A 12,331-nucleotide genomic window follows, 5' to 3' on the forward strand; every position below is an offset into this window, starting at 1 on the left:
TCGGCGGGCGTCAATTCCTCAAATGCGGCGGCCCCCGCACGGTTACGGGAGTCCACCTTTTCTGCATAAAATTTATCGATAGTTTTACATTAAGCAGTCGTTAAGCCGGCCGGCGCCCCCACTTACGTCCTTAAGAAAGTGTTACAACGCTGATCCACCGATGGCCGCGCCTTGAGATGTTTGAGGCATCTCCGTGGCCCGGCACCTGCTGGATGAAACCGCGCACACCCCTTAAGTTCTGGACATGAATCACGACACCTCCGACCCGACACAGCCGCCGGACCAGCCGGCGCCGGACGCCCCTGCACAGGAAACTTCCACGCGGAACCTGCGCGGACAGGACGTTTCAGGACAAGATCTGGATCCGGCATCGATCGCGGCCGAGGACGATGTGGAAGCCAGCCTTCCGGAACCGGTGGACGATTCCGCCGAGTTTGCGACTGAGGGCACACTCGCTGTCGGCCGGGCGGCGATCGAGCGCGCGGTGAAACTCGCCCCGACCTCGCCCGGCGTCTACCGGATGCTCAATGCCGCGAACGACGTTCTTTATGTCGGCAAGGCCAAGAGCGTCAAAAAACGGCTCGCGTCCTACGCGCGTCCGACCGGCCAAGTGGCGCGCATCGCGCGGATGATCGCAGCCACGGTCAATGTCGAAATGATTTCCACGGCAACCGAGACCGAGGCGCTGCTGCTGGAAGCCAATCTCATCAAGCAGCTTCGTCCGCGCTTCAATGTACAGCTGCGTGACGACAAGTCGTTTCCCTACATTCTCATTACCGGCGACCATTGGGCGCCGCAGATTCTCAAGCACCGCGGCGCGCAATCGCGGCCTGGCCGTTACTTCGGCCCGTTCGCGTCGGCCGGCGCGGTCGGCCGCACCATCACGGCGTTGCAGCGCGCGTTTCTGGTGCGCTCGTGTACCGATTCTTTTTTCGAGAGCCGGACGCGGCCGTGTTTGCTGTACCAGATCAAGCGCTGTTCGGGTCCCTGCACCGGCGAGATCGATTTTCCCGGCTACACCGAACTGGTCCGCGAAGCGAATGACTTTCTTTCCGGCCGCTCGCGGCTGGTGAAGCAGGAACTCGCCGGCGAAATGGAGAAGGCCTCGCACGATCTCGAATTCGAGCGCGCGGCGCTCTATCGCGATCGCCTCGCGGCGCTGTCCGCGATCCAGTCGCAGCAGGGCATCAATCCGCGCACGGTGGAGGAGGCGGACGTGTTCGCGATCCATCAGGAAGGCGGCTATTCCTGCGTCGAAGTCTTCTTCTTCCGCACCGGCCAGAACTGGGGCAACCGCGCCTATTTCCCGCGTGCGGATAAATCGCTCGGTCCCGATGAAGTGCTGGGCTCGTTCCTGGCGCAGTTCTATGACGACAAGCCGCCGCCGAAGCTGATCCTGCTGTCGCATCGCGTCGAGGATCAGGAGTTGCTCGGCGAGGCGCTGTCCGTGAAAGCAGGGCACAAGGTCGAAGTCGCGGCACCGCAGCGCGGCGAGAAGAAGGAACTGGTGGCGCACGCGCTGACCAATGCGCGCGAGGCGCTTGGCCGCAAGCTTGCCGATACTGCGACGCAGACACGGCTGTTGCAGGGGCTATCGACTGCGCTCGGCCTGCCCCGCGTGCCGAAGCGAATTGAGGTTTACGACAACAGCCACATCCAGGGCACCAACGCGGTGGGCGCGATGATCGTCGCCGGGCCGGAAGGCTTCCTCAAGAACCAGTACCGCAAGTTCAACATCAAGTCGGAAGGTCTCGCGCCGGGCGACGACTACGGCATGATGCGCGAAGTGCTGGAACGCCGTTTCAAGCGCCTCATCAACGATGCCGCCGAAGGGAAGAAGCCGAGCGACGACAGCGTTCCGCAATGGCCCGATCTGGTCATCATCGATGGCGGTCAGGGCCAGCTCAACGCGGCGCGCGAGATATTCACGGCCCTGAATTTGTCGGAGGTGTCGCTGATCGCGGTCGCCAAGGGACCGGACCGTGACGCCGGCCGCGAAACCCTGTTCATGCCGGACCGGCCATCCATCAAGCTCGAGCCGCGCGACCCGGTGCTGTATTTCATTCAGCGGCTGCGCGACGAAGCGCATCGTTTTGTCATCGGATCGCACAGAAAGTTGCGTAAGAAGGATATCCGTGAGGCCGGATTGCAGGAAATCCCGGGTATCGGCCCGTCACGTAAACGTGCGCTGCTGCACCACTTCGGGACGTTGAAGGAGATCGAGCGAGCCTCGGTGGCGGATCTCGGCAAGGTTCCGGGCGTCAGCGCTGAAAGCGCGCGGAAAATCTTCGATTTCTTCCATCCGGGCAACGGTTAGCAGCGTTCCCGCCGCCCTTGTTTTAGACTTGCCCGAAATGCGCGCCGTAGGCTGTTGACGCGGGCGTTTTCGCAGTATTGGTAACCTTATGGTCAGTGTCGTCACCCCCAAGCCGGCGAAGCGCTCGCTGTCTTTGCCCAATATCCTCACTTATTCCCGGATTGCCGCCATTCCGGTGGTGATCGGCTGCATGTATGCACAGTCCATCATGGGCGCGCCGCTGTGGCTGCGCTGGGTGGCGTTGTTCGTCTTCATCGCCGCTGCCGTCACCGATTTTCTCGATGGTTATTATGCGCGAATCTGGGACCAGCAATCGTCACTGGGGAAAATGCTCGACCCGATCGCCGACAAGCTGCTGGTGGCGTCGTGCCTGCTGATGCTGGCGGCGGATGAGACCATCCGCGGCTGGTCGCTGTGGGCCGCTATCGTCATCCTGTGCCGCGAGATTCTGGTGTCGGGCCTGCGCGAATATCTGGCTGTCATTCGCATCAGCGTGCCGGTGTCGCAACTGGCTAAATGGAAGACCACGGTTCAGCTTGTCGCCATCGGATTTCTGATCGCGGGCGAAGCAGGCGAGGCCATTCTGCCGCCGACCATCCTGATCGGCATCGTGCTGTTGTGGATTTCGGCGATTCTCACCATTTACACCGGATGGGATTACCTCCGTGCAGGGATCCATCATCTGACCGAGGAAGACCGGTGAAGGTTCTTTATTTCGCATGGGTGCGCGAGCGCGTCGGCAAGGCGGAGGAAATGCTTGAGCCGCCAGCGAGCGTCCGCACCGTGGCCGACCTGATGCAGTGGCTGGTGGCGCGCGGCGAGGAATACGCCAACGCCTTCGCCTCGCCGCGCACGATCCGCGCCGCCATCGACCACACCCACGTGAAGTCCGATACCGCGATTGCCGGTGCACGCGAGATCGCGTTTTTCCCGCCGATGACCGGCGGTTAAATTTCCATGGCCATTCCGGTCACCATCCGCCTGCAGTCCGCCGATTTCGACATCGCGGCGGAGATTGCAGCGCTCACCAAGGGCAACACCGACATCGGTGCGGTGGTTTCCTTTTCCGGGATCTGTCGGGGCGGCACAGGCAAGGATGCCATCGTCGCGATGACGCTCGAGCATTATCCCGGCATGGCGGAAGCCGAGATCGGCCGGCATGTGGATGAAGCGACATCGCGCTGGCCGCTGACCGGCGTTACGGTGATTCATCGTTATGGCCGCGTCGTGCCGGGCGACAATATCGTGCTGGTGCTGACGGCCTCGGCTCACCGCGAAGCTGCGTTTCAGGCGGCGGAATTCCTGATGGACTATCTCAAGGCCAACGCGCCGTTCTGGAAATCCGAAGAGCGCGCCGGCGGCAGCGAAAAGCAACAGGTCTGGGTCGATGCGCAAGCCCATGACGACGACGCGGCAGCGCGCTGGAAAAAGTAATGGCAAAGAAATCGAAACCGGCAGCAGCGAAAGCGGCAACGAAGCGCGCAGGCGGGCGAGCCTCCACGAAAAAGCTCGCCAGAGCCACGAAGCCGCTCAAGGTCGCGCCGGGCGAACTCAAGACGCTGCTCGACCTGATGCGCTACGGAGTCAGCCGCTTTGTCGAGGCTGAACTGGTGTTCGCCCATGGCACCACCGATCCGGTGGCGGAAGCCGCGTTCATCGTCTGCGAAGCACTGCATCTGCACCCCGACCAGTTCGAGATGTTCGCGAATGCGCGGGTCACTTCGCATGAAGCGGCGAAAATCCTTTCGCTGATCGACAGGCGCATCGCCACGCGCAAACCCGCGGCGTATCTCGTCAACAAGATCTACATGCGCGGTCTGCCGTTCTATGTCGACGAACGGGTGATCGTGCCGCGTTCGTTCATCGGCGAACTGCTGGATTCGCATTTCAGCGGCGACCTCGAGGAGGAGGGCGGTTCGCTGATCGACGATCCGGGCAATATCACGCGCGTTCTCGATCTGTGCACCGGCTCCGGGTGTCTTGCGATTCTGGCGTGTCAGAGTTTCCCCAATGCGACCGTCGATGCGGTGGACATTTCACCGGATGCGCTGGCGGTCGCCGCGCGCAATGTCGCCGATTACGGTCTCGAGGATCGCGTGTCGCTGTATCAGGGCAACCTGTTCGAGGCCGTCGGCGACGAGCGTTACGATCTCATCATCACCAATCCGCCTTACGTCGATGCGGAGGGCATGGCGGGCCTGCCGCGCGAATGCCTGCATGAACCCGTGATCGCATTCGACGGTGGCGATGACGGTCTCGACCTCGTGCGCAAGATTCTAGACGAGACGAAAAATCACCTCACGCCGGACGGCGGGCTGCTCTGCGAGATCGGCCGGGGCCGCGATGTGTTGGGGGATGCCTATCCGAACCTGCCCCTGCTGTGGCTCGACACCGAGGACTCCGACGGCGAGGTGTTCTGGATTCCTGCAGAGGCATTGGCGTAAGGAGAGAGCGGCATGTCTGCTGAACGCTTTCTGTGCGAGGCGATCGATCTTGCACGTGACAATGTCCGACGCGGTGGCCGGCCGTTTGGCGCGGTGCTGGTCAAGGATGGCAAGACGATCGCAACCGGCGTCAATGAAATTGCAGTAACCGGCGATCCCACCACACATGCCGAACTGCAGGCGATCCGCGCCGCAAGCCGTGCGCTCGGCTCGCCGCGGCTTGATGGTTGCGCGATCTATGCCAGCGGGCATCCGTGTCCGATGTGTCTGGCGGCGATGCATCTCACCGGCATCACCGAGGTCACCTACGCGTACTCCAACGAGGACGGCGAGCCCTACGGGCTATCGACCGCGGCGATCTATGCCGAGATGGCGCGACCGGTTGCGAAGCAGATCGCGCTCAAGGTGGAGTATTTCCCCGTCCGTCCGGACGGGGAAGAAGATCTCTACAAGATGTGGAAAGCAGCCGCTGGATAGCGGCGCGCCTCAATGTCGCTCACAAAACCTTCTTGATCCAGTTGTGCGTGTCGGCTGCACGGCCGTACTGGATGTCGACGAGCTTCTTGCGCAATCCCATCGCAACGGGACCTGCCGCGCCGCCGTTGATGGTGAAATCGCCACTCACGGAACGAACCTTGCCGATCGGAGAGATGACGGCCGCCGTCCCGCACGCGAAGGCTTCTTTCAGCTTGCCGCTGGCAGCATCCGCGCGCCACTGGTCGATGGTGTAGGTCTCCTCGCGCACGCGCGTGCCGGTTTCCTTCGCGAGCGCGATGATCGAATCCCGGGTGATGCCCGGCAGGATGGTGCCGAGCGGCGGCGTCAGCAGCGAACCGTCGTCGAACACGAAGAACACGTTCATGCCGCCGAGTTCCTCGATGTAGCGGCGCTCGACCGCATCTAGGAAAACCACCTGATCGCAGCCGTGATCGATAGCCTCGGCCTGCGCGCGCAGGCTCGCGGCGTAGTTGCCGCCGCATTTGACCGCGCCGGTGCCGCCGATCGCGGCGCGCGTGTAGTTCTCCGACACCCAGATCGACACGGGAGCGGGGCCGCCCTTGAAATAGGAGCCGACCGGCGAAGCGATGACAGCGAAGATGTATTCCGCGGACGGCTTCACGCCGAGGAACACCTCGTTCGCGATCATGAAAGGCCGCAGATAGAGACTGCCTTCGCCACCCGGTATCCATGCGCTGTCGATGCGCACGAGCTGCTCGATCGCTTCGATGAACACAGGCTCGGGCAGCGGCGCCATCGCCATTCGCTCGGCCGAACTCCGGAAGCGCCGGGCATTGGCGTCGGGACGAAACAGGTTCACGCCGCCGTCGTCGCGCTTGTAGGCTTTGAGGCCTTCGAAAATTTCCTGAGCATAGTGCAGGACCGCTGTCGCCGGATCGAGCGCGAAGTTCGCGCGGGATTCGATACGCGCACCATGCCAGCCCTTGCTCTGGCTATAGCGGACCACGGCCATGTGATCGGTAAATATCCGGCCGAAGCCAGGATCGACGAGCTTGGCCGCACGGTCCTTCTCGGACGTCGGGTTCGCCGCAGGCTGCGTTTCGAATGGCAGCAGCATCGCGCCGTCGATTTTATCGAACGAAACTCCCATCGCATTTCTCCCAGATCGGCCGGTTCACTCGCGGGAGCCGGCAGGTGCTCGTTCGTTTGTCGTGAGCGGTTAAGTCCAGTATGTTTCGTGGAATGTCGACCGACAATCGCACGGCGAAAAAATCGCTTCGTATCCGGCCGAGGTTTTCAGGTATCTCCGAGAGGCCGAAGCGGCGAAATATCCGAATATTTCGTGAAGCTTGGTCTTTTTGTAATATTGAACCCAAGATATGTCAATATGCCTGACGTAAATTTCAAAGCACAGGGTGCAGGGCAGGTTCCCGCCAGAGAGGGAACCGGCGCGCCAGCGCTGTCCGGCGACCAGCGCTGGGACATCATCGAGCTGCTGTTTTTCGCCTACCGCGACTTCGTCGGCGACGCCGATCATGTGCTGGAAGAGTTCGGTTTCGGCCGCGCCCACCACCGGGTGGTCCACTTCGTCACCCGCTATCCGGGCCTCAAGGTCGCCGACCTGCTGGACGTGCTGCGGATCACCAAGCAATCGCTCGGACGGGTGCTGAAACAGCTTCTCGACGAGGGCTATATTGTTCAGAAGGCCGGTGACAACGACAGGCGGCAGCGTCTTCTTTTTGCCACGGCGAAGGGCGAGGCCCTGGTGGCGAAGCTGGCCGGTTTACAGACCGCGCGCATCACCCGTGCTCTCGAAGGCATGAGTCCGGCGGCCGCGGACGGCGCGCGCCAGTTCCTGCTCGGCATGATCGACCACGAGGATCCCGACAAGGTGCTGGATGTGATCCTGAGGACCGGCCGCAAGGCAAAGGACGCAAGGTGACAGAGACCGTAACCCCGGACCGAGTGCGCGCCGAGCCCGCCGACGATGCGCCGCATCTGCTGCTGGTCGACGATGACCGCCGCATCCGCGATCTGCTGTCCCGCTTTCTCGCAGGCGAAGGCTACCGCGTCACGACCGCCAAGAGCGCGGCCGACGCCCGCGCCAAGCTTACCGGCCTGCATTTCGATCTGCTGATCCTCGACGTGATGATGCCGGGCGAAACCGGCTTCGATCTCGCGCGCTCGATCCGCACGTCGTCGGCGGTGCCGATCATCATGCTGACTGCGCGGCACGAGGCCGAAGCGCGCATCGAAGGCTTGCAGATCGGCGCCGACGACTACGTGGCCAAACCGTTCGAGCCGCGCGAGCTCGTGCTGCGCATCGCCAACATTCTGAAGCGCGCCGCGCCGGTGGTTGCGCCGCCGGTGGAATCGGTCGCGTTCGGGCCTTACGTCTATCATCTGGAGCGCGGCGAATTACGCGACGGCGAGAAGATCGTCCATCTTACCGACCGCGAGCGCGACATGCTGCGCATCCTTAGCGCGACGCCGGGCGACACCGTGCCACGCGCCGCGCTGACCGGCGGCGACGGCACCGCCAATGAGCGCGCGGTGGACGTGCAGATCAACCGGCTGCGGCGCAAGATTGAACGCGATCCTGCCAATCCGCTGTTCCTCCAGGCGGTGCGCGGAATCGGCTATCGCCTCGTGGCGTCGCCATGAACCGTCCGGACGCGTGGTCATGAGTACGCTGGACACCGGCCTGACTTTCATCCGCACCGCGTCCCGTCGCGTCTCCAGCGCCAGCGAATGGCTGGGCCGCTGGTTCAAGGAGATGATGCCGAAGGGGCTTTACGCCCGCGCGCTGCTCATCATCATCGTGCCGATGGTGATCCTGCAATCGGTGGTCGCCTTCGTGTTCATGGAGCGGCACTGGAATACGGTGACGCGGCGTCTGTCGGCCGCCGTGGTGCAGGACATTGCCGCGCTGATCGATGCCTACAAAGTGTACCCGCAGGACAAGGACCGCACACAGATCAAGCGGATCGCGCAACAGCGTCTCGGGCTGGTGGTGGATTTCCTGCCGGTCAACGACATGCCGGCGCCGGGGCCAAAGCCGTTCTTCTCGCTGCTGGACCAGACATTGTCCGTGCAACTCTCTCGCCAGATCGGACGCCCGTTCTGGATCGACACCGTCGGCCGCTCGTCGCTGGTGGAAATCCGGATCAAGCTCGACGATACGGTGATGCGCATTTTCGCGCAGCGCAGCGCCGCCTATGCGTCCAACTCCGAGATTTTCATTTTCTGGATGGTGGGTACCTCGTCGATCCTGCTGATTGTTGCGGTGCTGTTCCTGCGCAACCAGATCAAGCCGATCCTGCGGCTGGCGGACGCCGCGGAAAGTTTCGGCAAGGGCCGGGAAGTGCCTGATTTTCGCCCGCGCGGCGCACGCGAGGTCCGCCGCGCGGCGCTCGCCTTCATGGAAATGAAATCGCGTGTCGAGCGCAGCATCGAGCAGCGCACCGCGATGCTGGCCGGCGTCTCGCACGATCTGCGCACCATCCTGACACGCTTCAAGCTCGAGATGGCGCTGATCGGCGATAGTCCGGAAGTCGAGGGCATGCGCAAGGATGTCGATGAGATGAGCGGCATGCTGGAGGCCTATCTGTCCTTCGCGCGCGGCGACAGCGGCGAGCAGGCGCAGCCGACCGACATGGAGCTGGCGCTGGAGGAATTGCGCAGCGACGCCGAACGCCACGGTCATGCGGCCACCGTCGTATTCCATGGCCAGCCGCTGGTGACGGTGAAACCCGCTGCGTTCAAGCGCTGTCTCGCCAATCTGGTCTCAAATGCCGCGCGCCATGCCGACGCGATCTCGATCACCGGCCATCGCGATCATCGCTATCTGACGGTGACCATCGACGACGATGGTCCCGGCATTCCGCTCGATATGCGCGAGGAAGTGTTCAAGCCGTTCCTGCGGCTCGACGATGCGCGCAATCAGGACGAGGGCGGCACGGGGCTCGGACTTGCGATTGCCCGCGACATCGCGCGCTCGCATGGCGGCGACATCACGCTCGGCGACAGCCCGATGGGCGGGTTGCGTGCGACGGTGCGCGTGCCGGTATAATTACTTCGCCAGTTCCTTCGATCGCTTCGTTGCCGCCGCAATGGCGCGGGTCAGCAGCGGCTGAAAGCCGTCCGGTCCCATCAGGACTTCAAGCGCCGCCGCCGTGGTGCCGCCCGGCGAGGTGACATTCTGGCGCAAGGTTGCGCTGTCGAGATCCGAGCGATGCAGAAGTTCGCCCGAACCCGACACGGTATCGCGTGCAAGCTTTGTCGCCAGAGCTTCCGGCAGACCGGCAGCGACGCCGGCGCGCGCGAGTTCTTCCGCGAGCAGGAACACGTAGGCCGGACCCGATCCTGAAACTGCGGTGACCGCATCCATCAGCGCTTCATCCTCGACCCATTCGACGGCCCCGGTGGCGCGCAGCAGCGCGTCCGCGACGGCGCGCTGGTCCGGCGAGACGCCGTTTGCCGCGACCGCGACCGTGATGCCGCGTCCGATGGCGGCCGGCGTGTTCGGCATGGCGCGGATCACCTTGCCGCCGCAGATGCCGGTAATGCCCGCGATGGTGGTGCCCGCCATGATCGAGGTCACGAGTGTGGTTGGACCGACCAGGGATTTGAGTTGCGGTCCGGCTTCGCGAAACATTTGCGGCTTGACGGCGAGCACCAGCACGTCGGCGCGGACGTTTTTCGTATCCGGATTGAGCTTGACGCCGCGCGCCACGAAGCCGCGCGTCTCGTCGGAGGGATGCGGTTCGATGACGGCAACCTGTTCGGCATCGAGCCCCTGCGCCAGCCAGCCGGACAGCATCGCGCTGCCCATCTTGCCCGCGCCCGCGAGCACGAGAGTGCCTTCGAAGTTTTTCAGCGCGTCGGAGGACGTGGTTGTTGCCATGATTCAATCTATCCGGGTCGTCCCCGCGAAAGCGGGGACCCATAACCACAGAGTTCTATTGAATGAGCAGGAGTGCAACAAGCTATTGCGAACTCTTGCGGGCGGTAAGAATGGGTCCCCGCTTTCGCGGGGACGACATCGCATATTTGAAGAAGGTCTACGCTTCGCCCGCCGTGTCGAACATCGCCGCCGTCATGGCCTCCGCGGCGGTCTTGCCGGCCCAGGTCACGAATTGCAGCGCCGGATAGTAGCGCTCGCTGGCGTGCAGGGCGCCCTCCAGCATGAGCTCGCATTGCGCCGGCGTGGCGGCCATGCCGCCCGGCAGGATCAGCGCCTGCCGGTACATGACCGACCCGGTGGCGAGCCAGACGTCGAAGTGACCGATCCACAATTGTTCGTTGATCGCGGCGATCAGGCGCTGCACTTCGCCGCGCCGCGCCTCGGGGATTTTCATATCGAAGGTGCAGGCCAGATGCAGCGCGTCGATCTCGCCCATCCAGGTGAACGACAACTGGTAGTCGGTCCATTGTCCTTGCGTCAGGATGGTAATCTCGTCCTGGCCCGAGCGTTCGAACGACCAGTCGTTGGACGAGGCGATTTCTTCAACCACCGAAAGCGGGCTGTTCCGCGAATCCGTAATGATGTCCAGTTGGGACATGCTGCCTTCACCCTGAGTTGGTGTGGGATGTGAAACGCTGAACGAAACGCAAAGAACGAGCGATGACTGTCGCTGCAAGTTCTCCGTTTACGATCATGACGGCCCGGCTTCGGATCGTGCGCCGCAACGGCAACCTTGTGACAAGATTGATCGGTGATTTGCTGAATCCGCGCAACGGCAGCGCGAATCCCGTCCACAGGCAAAGGGTTAATTTCAAGACTCTTCAACAGATTAAGCGCAGCCGGTAAATCTGACTCAGGTTTTGCATGCCGCCGGACAAATTCCTGAGTCAGCGCATGTGCTTATGGCGCAATGACTCGCGCCATGGAGATCATTCGCGCGAGAACAAAACGGAATCGGATTCGCGGAGTACGAGTCGTGCGCGCGCAATCACGCGCGGAAGCTGAATAAAAAATTTTTATGAATCGCGGAAAGATCAGTCGAACAGGCTCGACACCGACTCTTCGGACGCGGTGCGGCCGATCGCTTCGGCGATCAGGGAGGCGACCGAGAGCACGCGGATGTTGGACGCCTTGCGCATCGCATCGGTCGGTTGAATCGAGTCGGTGATGACCAGCTCCTTGAGCCGCGAGGAGGTGATGCGCGCGACCGCGCCGCCCGACAGAACACCATGGGTAAGATAGGCCGAGACTTCCTTGGCGCCGTACTTGAGCAGCGCGTCGGCCGCATTCACCAGCGTGCCGCCGGAATCGACGATGTCGTCGATCAGGATGCAGTTGTAGCCGGCGACATCGCCGATCACGTTCATGACTTCGGATTCGCCGGCACGTTCGCGGCGCTTGTCGACGATGGCCAACGGCGCGTTGATGCGCTTGGCGAGGCCGCGTGCGCGGGCCACACCGCCAACGTCGGGTGACACCACCATCACCTTGGCGAGGTCAAACTTGTCCTTGATGTCGCGCACCATCAACGGCGAGGCATAAAGGTTGTCGGTCGGGATATCGAAGAAGCCCTGGATCTGGCCGGCATGCAGGTCGAGCGTCATGACGCGGTCGGCGCCGGCATGGGTGATCATGTTGGCCACCAGCTTGGCCGAGATCGGGGTGCGGCCGCCGGCTTTGCGGTCTTGCCGCGCGTAGCCGAAATAGGGGATCACGGCGGTGATGCGGCGCGCGGAGGCGCGGCGCAGCGCATCGGTGATGATCAGCAATTCCATCAGATGGTCGTTGGTCGGAAACGACGTCGACTGGATGATGAAGACGTCGGAGCCGCGGACGTTTTCCTGAATCTCGACGAAGATTTCCATGTCGGCGAAACGGCGCACGCTCGCCTTCGTCAGCGGAACGCCGAGCACCGACGAAATCTCGGCAGCCAATTCGGGGTTCGAATTGCCGGCCACCAGCTTGATGGAGCCATTCTTCGCTGAAATTGCAGCCTCTCCTCGCGACGTGGGGGAAACGCTTTTCAACATAATCTGTGCCGCCCGTGGAACCCGTTACCTGCGCTTTTGCAGGCGCGTGATAACAAGGACATAACAAGGCTGGCAATACAGCCCTTAGTGTTTTCCTGCAAAAACCGGCGTGCGG

General features: G+C 62.6%; 13 protein-coding genes. 9 read left to right on the forward strand and 4 right to left on the reverse strand.

Translation table 11 applies throughout. From position 1 onward, the window contains the following. Positions 1-244 precede the first annotated feature (244 nt). From uvrC to AC1RKJ_RS16775, 6 genes are all read left to right on the forward strand, one after another. Positions 245-2,317: an excinuclease ABC subunit UvrC gene (gene uvrC / locus AC1RKJ_RS16750; protein WP_492792041.1), complete on the forward strand. Its 2,073-nt coding sequence runs from the start codon at positions 245-247 to the stop codon at positions 2,315-2,317. 88 nt (positions 2,318-2,405) lie between these two features. Continuing rightward, positions 2,406-3,020, forward strand: coding sequence for a CDP-diacylglycerol--glycerol-3-phosphate 3-phosphatidyltransferase (pgsA, locus tag AC1RKJ_RS16755; protein ID WP_492792042.1), 615 nt, complete (start codon positions 2,406-2,408; stop codon positions 3,018-3,020). Further along, the gene (moaD, locus tag AC1RKJ_RS16760; RefSeq protein WP_492792043.1) at positions 3,017-3,268 is read left to right on the forward strand and encodes a molybdopterin converting factor subunit 1; all 252 of its coding nucleotides are present in this window, start codon (positions 3,017-3,019) and stop codon (positions 3,266-3,268) included. Before pgsA ends, moaD begins: the two co-directional genes overlap by 4 nt. Before the next feature lie 6 nt (positions 3,269-3,274). Further along, on the forward strand, positions 3,275-3,751 hold the full coding sequence (locus tag AC1RKJ_RS16765) for a molybdenum cofactor biosynthesis protein MoaE (RefSeq protein ID WP_492792044.1): 477 nt from the start codon (positions 3,275-3,277) through the stop codon (positions 3,749-3,751). After that, entirely contained in the window at positions 3,751-4,761 is a 1,011-nt protein-coding gene (prmB, locus tag AC1RKJ_RS16770; RefSeq protein WP_492792045.1) for a 50S ribosomal protein L3 N(5)-glutamine methyltransferase, read from the forward strand. Before AC1RKJ_RS16765 ends, prmB begins: the two co-directional genes overlap by 1 nt. A gap of 12 nt (positions 4,762-4,773) precedes the next feature. Then, positions 4,774-5,238: a nucleoside deaminase gene (locus AC1RKJ_RS16775; RefSeq protein ID WP_492792046.1), complete on the forward strand. Its 465-nt coding sequence runs from the start codon at positions 4,774-4,776 to the stop codon at positions 5,236-5,238. 19 nt (positions 5,239-5,257) lie between these two features. Here the strand turns inward: AC1RKJ_RS16775 and AC1RKJ_RS16780 are convergent, their stop codons facing one another. Beyond that, positions 5,258-6,370, reverse strand: coding sequence for a branched-chain amino acid aminotransferase (locus tag AC1RKJ_RS16780; protein WP_492792047.1), 1,113 nt, complete (start codon positions 6,368-6,370; stop codon positions 5,258-5,260). Positions 6,371-6,607: 237 nt separating this feature from the next. Between AC1RKJ_RS16780 and AC1RKJ_RS16785 the strand changes: the two genes are divergently transcribed. From AC1RKJ_RS16785 to AC1RKJ_RS16795, 3 genes are read left to right on the forward strand one after another with little or no spacing between them, the layout of a single operon-like run. Further along, positions 6,608-7,162, forward strand: a complete 555-nt coding sequence (locus AC1RKJ_RS16785) for a MarR family winged helix-turn-helix transcriptional regulator (protein ID WP_492792048.1) — start codon at positions 6,608-6,610, stop codon at positions 7,160-7,162. Next, on the forward strand, positions 7,159-7,884 hold the full coding sequence (locus AC1RKJ_RS16790; RefSeq protein WP_492792049.1) for a response regulator: 726 nt from the start codon (positions 7,159-7,161) through the stop codon (positions 7,882-7,884). Before AC1RKJ_RS16785 ends, AC1RKJ_RS16790 begins: the two co-directional genes overlap by 4 nt. Before the next feature lie 19 nt (positions 7,885-7,903). Further along, positions 7,904-9,292, forward strand: coding sequence for an ATP-binding protein (locus AC1RKJ_RS16795; protein WP_492792050.1), 1,389 nt, complete (start codon positions 7,904-7,906; stop codon positions 9,290-9,292). Here the strand turns inward: AC1RKJ_RS16795 and proC are convergent, their stop codons facing one another. The 3 genes from proC to AC1RKJ_RS16810 all read right to left on the reverse strand — a co-directional run bounded on the left by proC (position 9,293) and on the right by AC1RKJ_RS16810 (position 12,174). After that, positions 9,293-10,126 carry a pyrroline-5-carboxylate reductase gene (gene proC / locus AC1RKJ_RS16800; RefSeq protein ID WP_492792051.1) on the reverse strand — a complete coding sequence of 278 codons (834 nt, stop codon included), beginning with the start codon at positions 10,124-10,126 and terminating at the stop codon, positions 9,293-9,295. 157 nt (positions 10,127-10,283) lie between these two features. Beyond that, on the reverse strand, positions 10,284-10,784 hold the full coding sequence (locus AC1RKJ_RS16805) for a type III secretion system chaperone family protein (protein ID WP_492792052.1): 501 nt from the start codon (positions 10,782-10,784) through the stop codon (positions 10,284-10,286). 436 nt (positions 10,785-11,220) lie between these two features. Then, positions 11,221-12,174 carry a ribose-phosphate pyrophosphokinase gene (locus AC1RKJ_RS16810; protein ID WP_492792780.1) on the reverse strand — a complete coding sequence of 318 codons (954 nt, stop codon included), beginning with the start codon at positions 12,172-12,174 and terminating at the stop codon, positions 11,221-11,223. Positions 12,175-12,331: the final 157 nt, after the last annotated feature.

The organism is Afipia sp. GW822-FHT04G07, from assembly GCF_058800765.1.

Excerpts from the sequence above, each read along its gene's own strand:
- uvrC (WP_492792041.1), top strand. The coding sequence starts at position 245 with ATGAATCACGACACCTCCGACCCGACACAGCCGCCGGACCAGCCGGCG.
- prmB (WP_492792045.1), top strand. The coding sequence starts at position 3,751 with ATGGCAAAGAAATCGAAACCGGCAGCAGCGAAAGCGGCAACGAAGCGC.
- proC (WP_492792051.1), bottom strand. The coding sequence starts at position 10,126 with ATGGCAACAACCACGTCCTCCGACGCGCTGAAAAACTTCGAAGGCACT.
- pgsA (WP_492792042.1), top strand. The coding sequence starts at position 2,406 with ATGGTCAGTGTCGTCACCCCCAAGCCGGCGAAGCGCTCGCTGTCTTTG.
- AC1RKJ_RS16785 (WP_492792048.1), top strand. The coding sequence starts at position 6,608 with ATGCCTGACGTAAATTTCAAAGCACAGGGTGCAGGGCAGGTTCCCGCC.
- AC1RKJ_RS16795 (WP_492792050.1), top strand. The coding sequence starts at position 7,904 with ATGAGTACGCTGGACACCGGCCTGACTTTCATCCGCACCGCGTCCCGT.
- AC1RKJ_RS16775 (WP_492792046.1), top strand. The coding sequence starts at position 4,774 with ATGTCTGCTGAACGCTTTCTGTGCGAGGCGATCGATCTTGCACGTGAC.
- AC1RKJ_RS16805 (WP_492792052.1), bottom strand. The coding sequence starts at position 10,784 with ATGTCCCAACTGGACATCATTACGGATTCGCGGAACAGCCCGCTTTCG.
- AC1RKJ_RS16780 (WP_492792047.1), bottom strand. The coding sequence starts at position 6,370 with ATGGGAGTTTCGTTCGATAAAATCGACGGCGCGATGCTGCTGCCATTC.
- AC1RKJ_RS16765 (WP_492792044.1), top strand. The coding sequence starts at position 3,275 with ATGGCCATTCCGGTCACCATCCGCCTGCAGTCCGCCGATTTCGACATC.